This window comes from Sphingomonas sp. So64.6b (genome assembly GCF_014171475.1).
Taxonomy (GTDB): Bacteria; Pseudomonadota; Alphaproteobacteria; order Sphingomonadales; family Sphingomonadaceae; genus Sphingomonas; species Sphingomonas alpina_A.
In genome coordinates this window covers 3,624,487-3,641,092 of the sequence record NZ_CP048817.1, presented here as the reverse complement: position 1 = coordinate 3,641,092, position 16,606 = coordinate 3,624,487, and the positions used below count along the sequence as shown (strand labels likewise).

Genomic DNA, 16,606 nt, shown 5'->3' with positions numbered 1-16,606 from the left:
GCGCGTCACAGCGCGCGGGCGATGATCAGCTTCATGATCTCGCTGGCGCCGCCATAGACGCGGCTGACGCGGGCATCGGCGAACATCCGCGCGATGGGGTATTCGGCCATATAGCCATAGCCGCCGAACAGTTGCTGGCAGGCGTCGATCACCTTGCACTGCGCCTCGGTGCACCACAATTTGGCCTTGGCGGCGGTTACGGCGTCGAGCTGGCCGGCGAGCAATTTCACCATCAGGCTGTCGACGAAGGCGCGCCCGACGCTCGCCTGAGTCGCGCAATCGGCGAGGACGAACTGGGTGTTCTGTAACTCGAACAGCGCCTTGCCGAACGCCTTGCGCTCGCGGACATAATTGGTGGTCAGCGCGACTGCCCGCTCCATGTTGACCACCGCGTCCAGCGCGATGATCGTCCGCTCCCATGCGAGCTGATGCATCAGCTGCGCGAACCCGCCGCCTTCGCCGCCGAGCAGATTGTCGGCGGCCACGAACACATCGTCGAAGAACAATTCCGACGTGTCCTGTCCGTGCATTCCGATCTTCTCGAGATTACGGCCGCGGCGGAATCCTTCGGCATGTTCGGCCTCGAACACTAAGAGCGAGACATCCTTTCCCCCGGCTTTGGCACCGGTGCGCGCGGCGACGACGATCAAGTCCGCGGTCTGGCCGTTGGAAATAAAGGTTTTTGCGCCGCTCAGCAGCCAGCCGCCCCGCGCCGCAGTGGCGCGGGTGCTGACGTTCTGCAGGTCCGATCCCACACCCGGCTCGGTCATCGCGATCGCGCCGATGCGCTCGCCGCTCGCCATCCCGGGCAGCCAGCGTTGCTTCTGCTCCTCCGTGCCGTAAGCGAGGATATAATGCGCGACGATCGCCGAATGGATCGTATTGCCGGTGCCGAAGCTGCCTCCTAATCCCGCGCGCGACAGCGCTTGGTGGATCACTGCTTCGTGCGCGAGCGTGCCCCCTCCGCCGCCATATTCCGCGGGAATGCTGGCGCAGAGGATGCCAGCCTCGGCTGCCTTGCTCCAGGCGGCGCGGTCGACTTGGCCGTCGCGGTCCCAGCGTTCGCGTTGGGGCACGAGCTCCGCCTCGATGAAGCGAGTCGCCTGCTCGTCGAGCATGGCGAGTTCATCGTCGATCCATGGAGAGCGCTCAGGCGACATTGCGCGCACGCCCTTTCCAATATGACTTGCGCAACTCGGTCTTAAGCACTTTGCCGGCGGGCGAAAGCGGCAAGGATTCGCTCCGGAACTCGATCGATCGCGGGCATTTGTAACCAGCGATACGCTCGCGGCAATGCGCGAACAGAGCCGCTTCGCTGACGTCGCTGCCGGGGCGTGGCAGGATGACGGCGTGGACTCGCTCGCCCCAGCGATCGTCCGGAACGCCGATCACCGCAGCTTGCACGACTCCCGGGTGGAGAGCCAGCACGCTTTCGACTTCGGCTGAATAGATGTTTTCGCCGCCTGAGACGATCATGTCCTTCAGCCGATCAACGACATAGAGAATGCCGTGCTCATCGAGCCGGCCGCCGTCTCCGGTGTGCATCCAGCCGTCCCGAAGCGTCTCTGCGGTTAGCTCCGGCTGGTTCCAATAACCGAGCATCACACCAGGGCCCCGTACCAGAACTTCGCCGACGTCGCCGATCGGCAGTTTATTGCCCGCTTCGTCCGCAACGATGATCTCGGTGTTCCGGATCGGCTTGCCTGCGCCCCGGTGGTGCCCCGCCTCGCGATGCGCACCCCTATGATACTCGGGGGGCAGCAATGCCGCGGTGCAGGAAACTTCGGTCATCCCGTAGAGCTGAACGAAATCGACCTGCGGTGCTGCTTCAATAATGCGATCGAGCGTGGCTTCCTGCATTGGAGAAGCGCCATACAGGATCGTGTTCACACGGCTGAGCTTGGCGGAGTCGAAACCCGGCGCGTCGAGAATCATCTGGATCATCGTCGGAACCAGCAGCGCATCGGTCACGCCCTCAGCGGCGATCAGGTCGAGCGCGCCAATCGGGTCGAAACTCTTGGCGATCACCGCTACACCACCCGCGAGCATCGCCATGGTCATCATGGCAACGGCAGCGAGGTGGAACAGCGGCGGTACGATCAGCGCGCGACACCCCTCGGGAAATACGTCCGACTCGCGCATGGCCCGACAATTCGCGATAAAGCCGGCATGACTCAGCATCGCGCCTTTGGAGCGCCCAGTCGTCCCGCCCGTGTAAAAGATTGCCAGCAAATCGTCTCCGCCACGGCCGGCGTCGTCGACGGGCTCACTGGCAAGCAATTCGTCCAGCGTTCGCCAGCCCGGCCGCTCCTGCCCGAGAGAGACTAACCATGGATGCTCGTCCGGGCTGAACAACCCCTCATTCGCAACCGCCATGTCGTCGCTGACGAAAATCAGACTGGGCTCGCAATCCGCGATTGCCATGCGGTTCTCGGCTTCACTCCAACGGCAGTTAAGGGGCACCAGCACTGCCCCTGCCCACGGCACCGCGAGATAGAGCGTCAAGTAATCGTCGCTATTGTGTGAAAGCACACTGACACGGTCACCCGCCTTAATGCCCAGCGCCCCAAGCCCACCGGCGATCCGCGCGGCGCGACCAAGCACGTCCGCCCAACTGCGCGAGCGCCCTTCGAAGATCGAGGCGGGCGCATCGGGTATGGTTTCAACCGCGGCGCGGATCGCACTGACATAGCTTGGCCGCTCGTTAGCCACCTCCTTCTCCCCGTAGCCCTAATTGCGTAGCCGGATTTTTGAAGCGCCGAGCGCGCAGGCTGTCGAACCACTCACTCTTCTCGGTTTCTGGTAGTAGATAAGGTCTATAAAGGCGGTTCAGATGTCGAATTACTTATGGTGCTTAGGTATTCCTGCCCAGAATGATCAGCGGCGTATTGGAAAATCGAGAAGTTACCTTTGCGATACCGGGGTGCGCTCCTGAGGCGCGCCGGCAACGTTGAAAGGTGTCGAACTAGGTGGTCGAGGCTTTGGACCAAACATTGGGCGACGATCTCCGGTCCGGCGGTCGACCTCATTTTTCGGATGCGAATTAATCAGCGGCGGCATGCATCGCGATACGGCAACGTGGCCTCGCGAAACTCACCATCAGCACATCGGCTCGAGCGGCCTTGGGAGCGTTAAGTACAACCGGAAGGCGCAGAGACTTTGTGGTGAGCTGCGCTGCCACGTTATAATGCCTGCATGGGCGACCGGCGCCCCTGGCCTCTTTCGCAAAGGAACAGCGTACCTTGCGCTGTCACATGAGAGAAGCTGGCACATTCCTGCGGCTCATTCTTCGACTGCCCTTCTCAGGAGAAAGCGAGGACGCATTGGACGATAGAGAAGAGAAGCCGCGCCCATACTACAGATAAAACGATGTTCTAGTAGGGAGGTTATTGAACACAAGCGGGCGAGTGCCTGACTTAAGGGGGGCGCCGATGTCAAGAAGGCTGGATTGCCGAACTCCGGATATCCACATTCACGCCGTCGGTCCCAAGCGAGCACGCATCTGCCGTCATTTGATCTGAGTATTAAACATTCATCTTTCATTCAGTGGAGGCTACATGTCCAAACTTGCGGGAAAAGTTGCTCTGATTTCCGGTTCTGGTCGCGGGATCGGTCGCGCGCTTGCCCTGAAGCTTGCCTCGGAGGGCGCAAGTGTTGTCATCAACGACCTTGACGAAGGCCCCGCCGCTGAGGTGGTTCGAGACATTCGCGAGGCTGGCGGCAAGGCCGCGACGTGCGTCGGCAACGTAACGGATGCCGATTTCGGGGAGCGCTTCGTGCAGGCTGCGCTCAACGAATTCAATGGCTTGGACATCATCGTCAACAATGCCGGCTATACGCTCGATGGGGTCATCCAAAAGCAGACCGATGTGCAATTCCAGAAGATGCTGGACGTTCACACCGTAGCGCCATTCCGCATCTTGCGAGCGGCGGCCGATGCGATCCGTACCTTCGCCAAGCAGGAGGCTGCTGAAGGTCGCGAAGTGATCCGCAAGGTCGTCAACGTCTCGTCTATGGCCGGCACCCACGGCAATGCTGGCCAAGTGAACTATTCGTCGGCAAAGGCCGCGATGATAGGCATGACAAAGACGCTCTCGAAGGAATGGGGCCGCTACAAAACGTGCGTCAATTGCGTGAGCTTCGGTTTTATCGAGACGCGGCTAACCAGGGCGATGGAAGATGCTGAATCCCGCATCGTCATCGAAGGCAAGGAAATCCAAGCTGGGGTGCCAGGTACCACGCTGCATTCTCTTGCCCATATGATCCCGCTCGGACGCGCCGGCAAGCCGGAGGAGGCCGCGAACGCCATCTATCTCTTCTGCGCGCCGGAAAGCGACTACATCAGCGGCCAAGTCATATCGGTGAGCGGTGGCCTGAGTCTGTGACCGTCCGCGGCTGAGTCCGCAGCTTAATCTTCGAACAGATTTTTCCGGCAGAATAGAAATGCCCTAAGGCGAGGGCCGTTGTCAGGACTTGCGCTGCCCTCTCGCTGCGGGGATTTCGAAAACCATCGGCGTCCTTCTAAGATCGTGCACCGCTGGATGTCTTCCGTTCCCTTATGCCGACGAGGATTGATTTTCTGAATGTCTTCAGCGGGAACATCGTGGCGACCACCCTGAGGCCTGCTTGAGCTCCGTTCGACGGCCCGCACAGGGGGTGCGATTTGGTGGCTGCTTGCACCGTCCAACAGAACTGCTCCATACTCGCGATGTTCCTCGAAAGAATGGCTGTTGCCGTCGCTCCGCGACCTGCGGAATTTATGGCACGCAAATCGCAATAGGCCGGGGGGCGCCCCCACTGCGTCATTTGCTGTTTTCTGCATGGAGGCTGCGCCGCCCCATTTTTCTGGGTCATGATTAGGATGACGTTCGCATTGGCGGCATCGACTGCCGATATGCATGTTTTAGGCTCAGGACTCATTGATCGAGCCAGAATCGGCTCGTTTGGATTTGGCGGCGAGATCCTGCAACATGCCAAGCTCACAAAACTTTCAATCGAAGCGCGATGGAATTGTAGAATTGGCGAAGTCTGTGCAGACGTTAAGCGAATCCGACAGGCGTTCGGTTGCTGGATGGGCTGCCGATTGTGCAGACCGAGTCCTGTGGTTGTTTGAGGCTGAAAACCCCCACGATGATCGCCCTCGTGCCGCCATTGCCCGGACGCGAGCTTTTGCTCGAGGACAGGCGAACACTGCTGAGGAAATACGTCGACGCTTTGGCGGAGGCAATGCAACCCATGGGATTTCGCCCGCGGCTGCAGCAGCAGCCAAAGCCGCCGGCCAAGCCTCAGCGATCTGCCATATGGGTGCACATGCGCTGGGAGCAGCAGGATATGCCGTAAAAGCCGCCAGTCTCGCCGCATCAGATCAAGCGGAAGCCGCCGAGAACGAAATCAGGTGGCAATTGCAACACATGACGTCAGACGTGCGCTCTGCACTGCGTTCCTTTCCACCGGTCGGGGAGAATCGATCGGGCCCTCTCGGACCAGGCCTCCTCGCATCGGGCCAGATCGGAATGATCATCCGTCAACTCCAGACCCGCATCGCCGAAAACCAGGCTCATTGATTGAGCCAGAAGATGACGGTTGCGGCGATGCAGATGACGGACATGAAGGTATGGGCGCAGCGATCGTAGCGGGTGTGGATGCGGCGCCAGTCCTTGAGCCTGCCGAACATGATCTCGATTTTATGGCGCTGGCGGTAGAGCGCGGTGTCGTGGAGGATCGGGACCTTTCGGTTTACCTTTGACGGGATGCAGGCGGTGATCTTGCGCTCGGCCAGGGCAGCCCGGAACCAGTCGGCGTCATAGCCTCTGTCGCCGAGCAGGACCTTGGCTTTGGGCAAGGTATCGAGCATGAGAGCGGCACCCTTATAGTCGCTCATCTGCCCCTCGCTCAGCAGCATGATCAGCGGCCGACCCTGGCCATCGCACACAGCATGGAGCTTCGAGTTCAGGCCGCCTTTGGTGCGTCCGATACGTCGGGGAACATCCCCCTTTTGAGGAGGCTGGCCGCCGTGCGGTGCGCCTTCAGGTGGGTCGCATCGATCATCAACCGATCCGGCCTGCCGCCCTTTGCTGCGAGGCCTGCGAAGATCTTGTTGAACACACCCAACCGGCTCCAGCGGACGAAGCGGTTGTAGATCGTCTTGGGCGGACCATAGTCGGCGGGTGCATCGCGCCACCGCAGACCCTTCCTGATCACGAAGATAATCCCACTGATGATCCGCCGATCATCGACACGCGGCACGCCGTGCGACAGCGGGAAAGGCGGCTCTATCCGCCGCATCTGCGCCTCCGATAGCCAAATCAAATCAGTCATGACCGCGCCTCCTTGCGCCGCCATTGAATCAACCAATCACCCCTCACGCAACCAATTTAATAGGTCCTGAGCCTAGGTAATGGTGGATTCTCGACGACGGATGATCCGCTTTAGGGGCAAGCTATTCATCGGCCTTCGACAGTCTCGACGTATCCCATGCTCGCCGAAATGACAGAAGGTGGACGATGAACGATTGCACCGCGATCAGCATTACCCGGGAAGGGGAGGTTGATTGGTTGACCCTTAACCGGCCGGAGCGCCTCAATGCTATTGACGCGACGATGGTGCGCGAGTTGTGGCCTTATTTCAACGGACTCCAGGCCGACTACTCCCGCCGCGTCGTTGTCATGCGCGGCGCGGGGAAAGGATTTGTGCGGGGCTTAATCTTACCTGGCTGAACGAACCCGGCGCGATCATTCCGGCAGGATCGACCGACGCAGGCCCGGGACCGTCGCGGAGCGACATCATCCTCAAGATGCGCTCATGTCCCTAGGCCATAGTGGCGGCGATCCACGGCGCCGTATGCGGAGGAGGCTTCAATTTGGCGCTCGCCGCAGATCTCCGCATCGCCGGATCCAGCGCCAAGATGAACGTGACCTTCGTAAGTCTCGGCCTTTCAGGCTGCGAGCTGGGCACGAGCTACTTCCTCCCGCGAATGCTCGGCACATCCGTTGCGGCCGAGCTGATGATGACAGGCCGCTTCGTTCAGGCTGACCGGGCAGTCGCCATCGGCCTCGTGCCGGAAGTAGTCGATGACGATCAACTCGAGTGCGCCGCGCGCACCTTGGTCGAGGACCTGCTCGCTACATCGCCTTTGCGGCTGCGAAAGACCAGGGAGATACTCGCGCAAGCAGCAATGGTTGGAGATCTAGCGGCGGTCATCCGGTTGGAGGAGCACGCCCAGATAGCGTGTATGCAAGCTGGCTCCTTCGGCCGAATGGCCGCCGAGTTCGGAAAGGCTCGCCGCGCTTGACAGGCCGAAGGCTGGGCGCATTCCATCGGTTCATACCTTGCACCGAGTTGGAATTGGACGCTGCGGCAAAGCGAGGGAAAGATTTGGACTCACTCGAAACAAGCGTCTTCGATAACCGCCGCCCGAGTGTGAAACAGGAGATACAGGCATGGCCTCTGAGGGTCGCGAATACGAGCAGCTAACCTATGAGGAGCCCGCTTCCAAGGTCGCACGGATTGTTATGAACCGGCCCAACCGACGCAATGCGCAGGGCATAACCATGACCTATGAGCTCGACGACGCGTTCAAGCGCGCCTGCCACGACGACGAGATCAATGTGATCATCTTTGCCGCCGCGGGCGATCACTTCAATGCCGGGCACGACCTCAGCGGCGAGGGCCCGCAGAACCCTCTATCGGACAAGGTGGCCGGCCTGTGGGGCGGAGGTTATGAAGGGAAAGGTTGGAGCGGTTCGTACGCCCGCGAGAAGGAAATCTATCTGGAGATCACCGAGCGTTGGCGCAACGCGCCAAAGCCGACGATCGCCGAAGTTCAGGGGTCCGTGATTTCGGGCGGAATGATGCTCACATGGATGTGTGACCTCATTGTCTGCTCGGACGATGCACGGTTCCGCGACGCCACGGCGGCCGAGATGGGTATCCCCGGCGTGGAATTCTTCCAGCATCCTTATGAGATGAGCGTCCGCCAAGCGAAAGAATGGCTGATGACTGGCGGTTGGATGACCGCGCATGAAGCGGAGCGGCGAGGCATGGTCAACCATGTGGTTTCGCGGGAGCATTTGACCGAGCGAACGCTCGAACTGGCCAAAACCATCGCCGCCAATAATCCTTTCACCATGAAGCTGGTCAAACAGTCGGTGAACTTCGCGCAGGATCAAATGGGACGAAAGGCGTCCATGGACCACGCCTTCCACCTTCACCAGATCGGCCACATGCAGGCGCTGATCGTCAACGGTTTCCCGATCGACCTCGACAGTCTGCCGCCGCTCGTCCGCGCAAATGTCGACAAGCTGGTCGCCACGCGTAAGCTGGCGACTGCGGGCTAGGGCCGCCTGCAAGCGCACACCAGCGTCGAAAAGCTCCTCGGTTGGAAAACACATGACTGATATTGTCAACCGTACGGCCTTCATCACTGGAGGCGCCAATGGAATCGGCCGCAGCATCGCGAAGTCATTGGCGGGAGCCGGGGCGAACATTGCCCTTGTTGACCTAGACGCAGACGCTCTCGAAAGGACGAAGGCCGAGCTGGGTAACATGACCCAAGTCTTCACAGCCGTTCTGGACGTCCGCAACCGCTCCGCCTACGCGAGCGTAGCAGCCGAAGTGGAGGCGAAGCTCGGGCCGGTATCGCTCCTGGTGAACAATGCCGGGGTGGCGGGCGGCGCCCCTGCCGACAGACTCACCTACGAGGTGTGGGGCTGGAGTATGGGAATCAATCTGGACGGTGTGATTAACGGGGTCCAGACCTTCCTTCCCCGGATGATCGAGCGCGGCGCCGGCGGTCACATTGTCAATACGGCTTCCGGCGCAGGGCTATACACAAGTGCCGGGAACGCACTTTATTGCACCGCCAAGTTCGCCGTAGTCGGGATGAGCGAGGCGCTCGGCGCCGAACTTGAACATCACGGAATCGGCGTGACCCTATTGTGTCCCGGCCCAGTGGCAACGGACATCATCAACCGGACACGCGCCGTTCAGCCAAAGGTGACAAAGCCGATGTCTGCGGAACAGCGGAGCGAGGTGTTCGCCAAGAACGATGAGATGAAAAACTACCTCGCGAAAGGCGTTCCGCCAGACGCGGTGGGCGAGATGACCCTTACCGCAATCCGCGACAATCTCTTTTACGTTCATACCGACCGTTCGTCGATCAGTAGGATCGAGGAGCGCGGCAAGGCTCTACTCGATGCGATGCCGGTTGCGTGAGTTGAAGTGCATCGGCAGGCGGCAGCCCCCGACTTGTCAGCACCTGATACATATTCCGATCGGGCCGTTATGCTCAAGGAGTGACATTGAATGGCAAATAACGCGCAGATCGACTCCCGTCACCTTGTGGAGCAGGACCTTCTCGGTTTCATCGATCAGATGCCGCCACTGACCCTGAATGAGGACATCCTTCCCCTGCTGCGGGAGAATTTCGGCGCGACGCTTCAGCTTCAAGAATGTCCTCAGGCTATCGAGGAAGTCGAGGCCGTGCGTCGGACGGTCCCGGGCAGGATCGGAGATCCGGAGACAGGGATCGTGCTGTACGTCCCGCGAAAGGCTGGTGTCATTCGCGGCGCGATATTGCACATGCACGGGGGCGGCTACGTCACGGGGAACGCCCATGTTCTCATTCCCGCTTATCGCAAGCTGGCAATGGAACTCGACTGCGCCATCGTCTCCGTCGACTATCGCCTGGCCCCGGAGACGCGCTTCCCCGGCGCGGTGGAAGACTGCTACGCGGCACTCGCCTGGCTCGTTGGCGAGGCAGTGGCGCTCGGCGTCGACCGATCGCGGATCGGGCTCATGGGGGAAAGCGCTGGCGGTGGTTTGGCGGCGGCCTTGGCGCTGCTCACGCGCGACCGGGGCGAGTACGAACTCGCTTTCCAGCACCTCATCTACCCGATGATCGACGATCGCACCTGCGTAGCCGAGGAACCTCATCCTTATGCTGGCGAGTTTGTCTGGACCCCTCAGAGCAACAGCTTCGGGTGGAGATGCCTGCTTGGGTCCGAACCCGGTGGGCCTGATGTCTCCCCCTATGCGGCGGCTGCGCGCGTGACGAACCTGCGCGGACTCCCCCCGACATTCATCAATACCGGCGCACTCGATCTGTTCGTTGACGAGGATATCAACTATGCGCAGCGGCTAATCCGCGCCGGCGTTCCAACCGAACTGCACGTATATCCAGGCGCCTATCACGGCTTTCACTTCGTGGCGGACGCCAGATCTACCCAGCGCGCATACAGCGACAGTTACGATGCACTTCGACGTGCGCTGAGCGCGAATGCCTCCAGGTGATGGGCTGGCGGCTCACCGGGCTTCCGTTTGTCGTGGCCAAGCACCGTCGCACTAATGGAACGCGCTCAACTTAAGCTTGCACGGGGCACAAGCGGCCTGACCGCTGGCTCTATGCCGTACGCGCGCATCCCATCCGACCCGCGTTAACATTCGAATAAAAATGTCTTAAGTGCCGAGCGCCACTCCTCGGGCTTGTCGACCCAGCCGTGGCCGGCATCCTCAACGACTTCCAGCCGCGAGAACTTGTCGGGGATCGCAGCGAACATTTCCTGCGCCAATGGAAGCGGGAAGATGGGATCAAGCTCCCCGTGCAACACCAGCGTCGGGCACTGGATACGCGCCAGGCCTTGCCGAAAATCGATTGAGTGCCACTCACCGCCAGGGCCAAAGAAATGATTTAGCGTTCCAGGACGCTGGATCGCACGCGACACCATGTTCATATCCATGTCGCCAACATTATAGTGCGGCGCACATCGATGCATATATTCGGCTGCAGCATCGACATCGCCAGAAAGGAAGCGTTCGGCGATTTCGCCTGCCTTTGGGCCGCCAAGCCGGGCAAACACCTGCGCGGAGAGCTTCGGATCGCTCCGTGGGGCAGTAGATACCAGCGCCAGCTTGGACAAGCGCTCGGGGTAACGCGTGGCAAAGGCTTGCGCTACGAAACCGCCGAACGAAGCGCCTACCAAATATGGCATGTGGATCTCGAGCACGTCGAGCAATCCGGCCAGATCGTCGGCCCATTGCGAAAGCATCCACTCGTCCGGCGTGCCCTCGTCGCTGCGCCCCATGCCGCGATGATCGAAATAGATTAACTGCCCATGCTGGGCGAAATCCGACATGAAGGGCTTGAATGTCGTGTGATCTGCGCCGGGGCCGCCGTGGATCAGCACAACGGTCGGGCGCTCTCGCATGATTGGCCCGTCCGGCACAAGCTCCGCGCCCTCCACGTCGAAGTAGAGACGTATTCCGTTTACAAATACTCGCATCGTCACGCTCCTTGCCGAATATCGAAAGCGATAATCAGGAGATGCCCAGTCCACGCCGTGAATCGCGCGATGTGCGCTCACGACAAGTCCAGGATACCAGTCACCCAATCCAGCGCCGAAGGCCAAGGAGTCGAAACCCCGGCCTCACCAGCGCAAATCAGAAATTTAGACGGGCGCCGATGCCGATTGTACGCGGCCGGAAGCGCGAAGCGGTTATCCCCTTTTGAGGAAATCCCAGTAAGTTGAAGAAGGGAGTATACGCGGACGGTGCGATAGCGCCATGATCATTGGTCAAGTTTTCGCCGAAGACGAAGACCTTCCAAGTGCCGCGGCCAATCTCGTAGCGAGCATCTAGGCGCAGATTGTCGTCGCCATATATCGATGGTGCCGACAGCACAGTGAGCGAGCGCTTTGATGCGAGTTGTAGGCCCGCGCTCACTTTGCCCTCAAGAGAGCCTAGGTTATGCTTATGCGCTACTGTGAAGGCGACCTGCCACTTTGGCACCAGGTTGAGTGGCGATCCCTTGGAGAAGAGCGGCGTCGCGGTCGCCGGATCGGCGCCCGGCGCAAAAAAATCGTTCCTTATCTCGGTCTTGGTGTAGGAGCCGGAAAAATTGACTGAGAGCGCGCGCGTAGGTCTTGTCGCGATCACCCATTCAAATCCCGAGGTCCGTGCGTCGCCTGCATTCAGAACGGTGTTCGCGGAGACGCTCGCACCGGGAACGATCACAGCAGCCGATTGCTGAATATCCTTAATGTCGTTGCGGAAGAGCGCGACTTCGAGATGAATTTTCCCGTCAAGAATGTCGGCCTTGGCACCGAGTTCGTACGCGGTCAGATCCTCCGTGCCGACAAGGCCCGTAATGCTGGGCGCCACCAGACGCGCAAAGAAGGTGGAGAATGCATAATCGACGGTCGCGGGGCGGAAGCCACGAGTATAGCTCGCGTAGAGCGTGGCATTCGGCACGGGGTGATAGCCGATGCTCGCCTTGGGACTGAATCGGTCGGTACTGGCGCGGTTGCTCACTGGAACCGAGACGCTTTGATTGCTCGTTCGATCATGGAAGTAGCTTGCTCCAACGGTGAGATCCAGCGTGTGATCGAATGTCGATAGTGTGCCCTGGCCGTAAACCGTGCCCTGCTTTGAACGAGTTGTCTCGTCCAGGTTTATAGGAGAGCCGGCCGCTGACAGGTCGTTGAAAGCGCTGGCGCGAGCGTCCTTGTAGAAAGCACCGATCACCCACGAGAAATCGCGCTTGCCGGAGGAGGACAGGCGCAGTTCCTGCGAGAAGATGTCGGCATCGAGCGTCGAAGGGATCGGCACGACGAAACCTCCGTCAAAGGTCGTTGACCAATTGAGAAAGCTTGTGGTGCTGGTCAGAATTGCGTTGCCGAAATCATAATTTACGACGCCGCCGTACTGATCGTAGTTCGTGCTCGTGCGGGCATCGGGCACGCCGTACCAGTTGTCGTCGTCGTCGGCGCTGTTGGAGCCGCCGGCGTCAATACGGCTGATCGCCGCTTGGAGTTGAACGGTCATCCGATCGAACGGAACGAAGCGAAACTTGCCCCGCAAGTTAAGCCGCCGTTCGAAATTATAATCCGATAGTCTCCGACTGGGGGCGTCGATCCAACCGGAATCGTCGTTATAGCTGCCGGCGATGCGCAATGCCGCGCGGTCACTTGCGATGGGTATGTTGACGGCGCCGCTGACCATATAATTCTCACCTGCGCCTGTCGTGCCGGAAATGCGACCTTCCGTTTTCGCCTCGAAACTGTCCAGCGAAGGATCCATTGTCCGCACGAGAACAACCCCGCCCGAAGCGCCCGCGCCGTACAGCGAACCTTGAGGTCCGCGTAGAATCTCGACACGATCAAGGTCGTAGGGTGAGGGATCAGGCAGAAAGTTTACATTGATGAGCGAGAATGGCAGATCATCAAGGTAGAAACCAACGGTAGCAGAGCCAAAGGTGGAGTTGACGCCGCGGATCGCGATTGAGGTACTGCCAGCTACGGTGGTGTTCGAAATCGAAACACCGGGCGTCGACTGGACAACGTCGACAAGGCTGCGCGCGCCGGCGTCTTCCATGGTTGCCCCAGTGATAACTGACACGGCGGCCGGGGTGTCGGTCAGGGATTGCGGGCCTTGTTTCAGCGCGGTGACGACGATTTCCTGGGTCTCATCTGCCTCTTTGGCCGTGGTCGTATTTTGAGCCGCGGCATGTCCGGACATAGAAAGTGCCGCGGCCAACAAACCGACGCTGGTAACCCTAGCGTACTTCATCATATCCCCCCATCTTTGTGATTATGAGGCAGCATGTTTGGGTCAATAACCGACCCGAGCGAGGCCACCGTGCTCGTTGTCCGAAAAGTGGCAACTTTCTTGCGAACGACCAATTCATTCTTGATCACTGCCATGATGCGGAGGCATGGTAGAATGGTTGCCCTCGTTTGACGATCTGAGACGGCCTACGCGTCCTCATGCGGAGTATAGGTAACGCGTGCGCGGCATGGCGAGAACACTCGCCAATCGATATAAGATCTGGCCTAGTGCGTACGCACCTTGAGTTGCCAATTGGTGCCAAGGACGGCCGCGGCACGATCATTTTCTTGCGGAGCGCGGCTAAGCCCGTCCCGCCTATGGGAGCCGCAAGCCCGTCTGGGTATGGGAGTGGCGAGCGAAGGCGCCGCCTCTTTCGATCGGCGCACGCAGGTTAAGATTATCTCGACCGGGAATCCGTCGAAGGGTCTATCCTCAAGGCTTTCGCGTTGGGTGGATTCAGCTGGCGAAGCCCTCTTTAAGGAACCGCTCAGCTACGGCGCAATGCAAAGCAACCCCGTGGGCCATGGCCGCTTCATTCAATTCCATTTTGGTGGAATGGCACGGGCAAGCCACCATGAAATCCTGCCCCTCCGGACACACGCCCAAGAAATACATTGCCCCTGGAGTGCGCTGAAGCACGTAGGAGAAATCTTCCGAACCCATAGCGGGGCTCGGCATCGGGAAATAGGCCGCCTGGCCAAATTCAGCACGCACCGTCGCTTCAATCAGCGCGGCCGCGCGCGGATCGTTGACGGTTACAGGAAAGCCCGGCCTAATCTCCACCTCGCCGACGCAATCATGGGCACGCGCCACGTTCTCCGCGACGCGTCGAACACCGTCATGCACGATCTCACTGGTCGCTTCCGAAAAGGTGCGTAGCGTTCCGAGCATCCGCACGGTTTCCGGGATCACGTTGCCGGTCGTTCCTCCAATGATCGACGACACAGTGACTACGGCGGGATCGAACACATTGACGCGCCGCGTGGTGAAGGCGTGCAGCGCCAATGCGATCTCACACGCTACCGGCGTCGGATCGATCGCCTGATGCGGCATCGAGGCGTGCCCGCCCTTGCCCCGGACCACTATCTCGAATTCGTGGGCAGACGCCAGCAGCGGCCCAGCCCGCGTGCTAAACGAACCCATGGGCATATTGGGCGTAATGTGGATCGCGAACGCCGCATCGGGCTTGGGATCGTCCAGCAGACCCTCATCCAGCATGAAGCGCGCACCATGATAGCCTTCCTCACCCGGCTGGAACATGAACAACACACGCCCTGCGATCTGATCGCGCCGAGCGCACAGCAGTTTAGCCGCGCTCACCAGCATTGCGGTATGTGCATCGTGCCCGCACGCATGCATCGCACCTTGTACTTTGGAGCGGAAGTCGACCGGCGCCTCTTCCGGCATCGGTAATGCATCCATATCGCCGCGCAGCAGCACGGTTCTTCCTGGTTTCGCGCCCTCCAGGACAGCGATCATGCCGGCGCAGGACCGCGCCTCCCTCAGGGTCAATGGAAAACCCTTCAATGCGGCCTTCACCTTCGCCAGCGTCTTCGACGTATTTAGCCCGATTTCAGGCTCTTGATGGATCGCGCGCCTGAGCGCGATGGTCTCCGGCTGCAACGCCATCGCGGCGCGGACGAACTCGGAAGACGCGGTCGCTGTATCGGCCATGGAACTGTCCTGACTTGAGAAATTGGCAGCGGGATATCGGCTTTGACGTCGCATGACGTTGCGACACTCGATAGATTAAAAGCCAACGTCGCTTTGCTGGGAGGCCGGTGTGATAATCGAGTTGGCCGGCTACCAGGCCCTCATGCTTCGCTAGCTCGGCATGGCATCGAGAAGTGCCCTGGTCCGGGCCTTGATCGACTCTTCCATTATACGATCTGTATGGATGTATAGGCTGTTTTTTTGCACCGCGTTGAGAACCATTTCGCCGACGTCGTCGATGCTGGTACCTTGCTGAAGCCACTGACTCATTTGGAACCTCCGCTCTGCACCCTGCCGTTCCTGTTCTTCAGATATCAAGAACTCGGCTTTGGGGGCAGCTTCCGCCGACCGTTGGACGATGTCGGTCGCGACGGGGCCAGGGCACAGCACGCTGACGCCAATGCCAGCGGACGATAGCTCGGCATTAAGGGCCTCCGACATTCCCACTACGCCGAACTTGGCCGTACAGTAGAGAACCCCGGAAATTGTCCCCGCAAGGCCTGCGCCCGAGGCCGTATTCACGATATGGCCACCCTTGCCATGTTTGACCATCCTAGACAAAAATGTCTGTACGCCGTTGATGACGCCGTAGAGATTGATGCCGATTGACCAGTCCCAAAGATCGTATGTGAGTTTCGCTGCAGGGGCAGCGCCAGCGACTCCCGCGTTGTTGAACAGAAGCGAGACCGGCCCCAGTGTGCGTTCCACGACTTCCGCCGTCGTCGCATAGGCATCGCGATCACGGACATCGAGCTGGAATGTTTCGATCGACGTAATGTCCTGCAGCTCTGCCTTGGCGCGGGCGAGGGCGGCGGCATCCACGTCGGCCAGGGCCAGCTTGGCGCCGGCACGGGCTAGACTTCGGGCGATGCCCAATCCGATGCCGTTGCCACCGCCCGTGATGAATGCGGTGCGACCTTGCACGTCCGTCATGTAGCCTCTCCTAAGCTCTTGTGTAATTACAAAGCCGCCGAAATCGCCCAGTGGCATAGCGTCGCTTCACCGTGCAGCTGACGTTCCGCGCCACCAGCGGTATAGTGTGAAATAGTCTATTTGACGGTTAGGACACGGCTTCCTCTCCGCGAAATGCAAAGCCGGGCCAAACAATGCCTTGGCGGAATGACCGAAGAAGCCAGCGCCTTCCGCGATCAAACGCTGACACTCGGTCATGCGCGGCGGGCATGGCCGGCGCAGATTTATCCAGCCTCAACGACCCTTCCCTCTGTATAGTCCTCAATGACAAAGCAAAAGGCGACTGTCAGCCGCCTCGGAGAATATTTGCACAACCGGA

General features: G+C 59.9%; 14 protein-coding genes. 7 read left to right on the top strand and 7 right to left on the bottom strand.

Features of this window, described 5'->3' with window-relative positions; genetic code table 11:
- Positions 1-5: 5 nt before the first annotated feature.
- On the bottom strand, positions 6-1,160 hold the full coding sequence (locus G4G27_RS17285; RefSeq protein WP_183109784.1) for an acyl-CoA dehydrogenase family protein: 1,155 nt from the start codon (positions 1,158-1,160) through the stop codon (positions 6-8).
- Entirely contained in the window at positions 1,150-2,712 is a 1,563-nt protein-coding gene (locus tag G4G27_RS17280; RefSeq protein WP_202049606.1) for an AMP-binding protein, read from the bottom strand. Before G4G27_RS17280 ends, G4G27_RS17285 begins: the two co-directional genes overlap by 11 nt.
- Positions 2,713-3,557: 845 nt before the next feature.
- Between G4G27_RS17280 and G4G27_RS17275 the strand changes: the two genes are divergently transcribed.
- Positions 3,558-4,385, top strand: coding sequence for an SDR family oxidoreductase (locus G4G27_RS17275; protein WP_183109783.1), 828 nt, complete (start codon positions 3,558-3,560; stop codon positions 4,383-4,385).
- A gap of 534 nt (positions 4,386-4,919) precedes the next feature.
- Entirely contained in the window at positions 4,920-5,564 is a 645-nt protein-coding gene (locus tag G4G27_RS17270) for a putative immunity protein (RefSeq protein WP_202049605.1), read from the top strand.
- Here the strand turns inward: G4G27_RS17270 and G4G27_RS17265 are convergent.
- Positions 5,558-6,318, bottom strand: a protein-coding gene (locus G4G27_RS17265; protein ID WP_183109782.1) for an IS5 family transposase whose coding sequence is annotated in 2 segments (ribosomal slippage) — positions 5,558-5,985 and positions 5,985-6,318 — 762 coding nt in all. Because the reading frame shifts where the segments join, the coding sequence is not laid out codon by codon here. The genes G4G27_RS17270 and G4G27_RS17265 overlap by 7 nt on opposite strands.
- A 185-nt stretch (positions 6,319-6,503) precedes the next feature.
- On the opposite strand from G4G27_RS17265, the gene G4G27_RS24345 reads away from it, so the two are divergent.
- The 5 genes from G4G27_RS24345 to G4G27_RS17245 all read left to right on the top strand — a co-directional run bounded on the left by G4G27_RS24345 (position 6,504) and on the right by G4G27_RS17245 (position 10,290).
- Positions 6,504-6,716, top strand: a complete 213-nt coding sequence (locus G4G27_RS24345) for an enoyl-CoA hydratase/isomerase family protein (protein WP_267134673.1) — start codon at positions 6,504-6,506, stop codon at positions 6,714-6,716.
- 143 nt (positions 6,717-6,859) lie between these two features.
- Positions 6,860-7,291, top strand: coding sequence for an enoyl-CoA hydratase-related protein (locus G4G27_RS24340; RefSeq protein ID WP_267134672.1), 432 nt, complete (start codon positions 6,860-6,862; stop codon positions 7,289-7,291).
- Positions 7,292-7,439: 148 nt separating this feature from the next.
- The gene (locus tag G4G27_RS17255) at positions 7,440-8,336 is read left to right on the top strand and encodes an enoyl-CoA hydratase (protein ID WP_183109781.1); all 897 of its coding nucleotides are present in this window, start codon (positions 7,440-7,442) and stop codon (positions 8,334-8,336) included.
- 52 nt (positions 8,337-8,388) lie between these two features.
- Entirely contained in the window at positions 8,389-9,213 is an 825-nt protein-coding gene (locus tag G4G27_RS17250) for an SDR family oxidoreductase (RefSeq protein ID WP_183109780.1), read from the top strand.
- 90 nt (positions 9,214-9,303) lie between these two features.
- Positions 9,304-10,290: an alpha/beta hydrolase gene (locus G4G27_RS17245; protein ID WP_202049604.1), complete on the top strand. Its 987-nt coding sequence runs from the start codon at positions 9,304-9,306 to the stop codon at positions 10,288-10,290.
- Between the two features lie 143 nt (positions 10,291-10,433).
- Here G4G27_RS17245 and G4G27_RS17240 read toward each other — a convergent pair whose 3' ends face one another.
- The 4 genes from G4G27_RS17240 to G4G27_RS17225 all read right to left on the bottom strand — a co-directional run bounded on the left by G4G27_RS17240 (position 10,434) and on the right by G4G27_RS17225 (position 16,248).
- Positions 10,434-11,279: an alpha/beta hydrolase gene (locus tag G4G27_RS17240; RefSeq protein ID WP_183109779.1), complete on the bottom strand. Its 846-nt coding sequence runs from the start codon at positions 11,277-11,279 to the stop codon at positions 10,434-10,436.
- A gap of 157 nt (positions 11,280-11,436) precedes the next feature.
- Positions 11,437-13,566 carry a TonB-dependent receptor gene (locus tag G4G27_RS17235; RefSeq protein WP_183109778.1) on the bottom strand — a complete coding sequence of 710 codons (2,130 nt, stop codon included), beginning with the start codon at positions 13,564-13,566 and terminating at the stop codon, positions 11,437-11,439.
- Positions 13,567-14,058: 492 nt separating this feature from the next.
- Complete coding sequence (locus tag G4G27_RS17230) at positions 14,059-15,276, bottom strand: M20 family metallopeptidase (protein ID WP_183109777.1); 1,218 nt, start codon at positions 15,274-15,276, stop codon at positions 14,059-14,061.
- 150 nt (positions 15,277-15,426) lie between these two features.
- Positions 15,427-16,248 carry an SDR family NAD(P)-dependent oxidoreductase gene (locus tag G4G27_RS17225; protein ID WP_183109776.1) on the bottom strand — a complete coding sequence of 274 codons (822 nt, stop codon included), beginning with the start codon at positions 16,246-16,248 and terminating at the stop codon, positions 15,427-15,429.
- Positions 16,249-16,606 lie beyond the last annotated feature (358 nt).

Excerpts from the sequence above, each read along its gene's own strand:
- G4G27_RS17285 (WP_183109784.1), bottom strand. The coding sequence starts at position 1,160 with ATGTCGCCTGAGCGCTCTCCATGGATCGACGATGAACTCGCCATGCTC.
- G4G27_RS17275 (WP_183109783.1), top strand. The coding sequence starts at position 3,558 with ATGTCCAAACTTGCGGGAAAAGTTGCTCTGATTTCCGGTTCTGGTCGC.
- G4G27_RS24345 (WP_267134673.1), top strand. The coding sequence starts at position 6,504 with ATGAACGATTGCACCGCGATCAGCATTACCCGGGAAGGGGAGGTTGAT.
- G4G27_RS17255 (WP_183109781.1), top strand. The coding sequence starts at position 7,440 with ATGGCCTCTGAGGGTCGCGAATACGAGCAGCTAACCTATGAGGAGCCC.
- G4G27_RS17250 (WP_183109780.1), top strand. The coding sequence starts at position 8,389 with ATGACTGATATTGTCAACCGTACGGCCTTCATCACTGGAGGCGCCAAT.
- G4G27_RS17245 (WP_202049604.1), top strand. The coding sequence starts at position 9,304 with ATGGCAAATAACGCGCAGATCGACTCCCGTCACCTTGTGGAGCAGGAC.
- G4G27_RS17240 (WP_183109779.1), bottom strand. The coding sequence starts at position 11,279 with ATGCGAGTATTTGTAAACGGAATACGTCTCTACTTCGACGTGGAGGGC.
- G4G27_RS17235 (WP_183109778.1), bottom strand. The coding sequence starts at position 13,566 with ATGATGAAGTACGCTAGGGTTACCAGCGTCGGTTTGTTGGCCGCGGCA.
- G4G27_RS17230 (WP_183109777.1), bottom strand. The coding sequence starts at position 15,276 with ATGGCCGATACAGCGACCGCGTCTTCCGAGTTCGTCCGCGCCGCGATG.
- G4G27_RS17225 (WP_183109776.1), bottom strand. The coding sequence starts at position 16,248 with ATGACGGACGTGCAAGGTCGCACCGCATTCATCACGGGCGGTGGCAAC.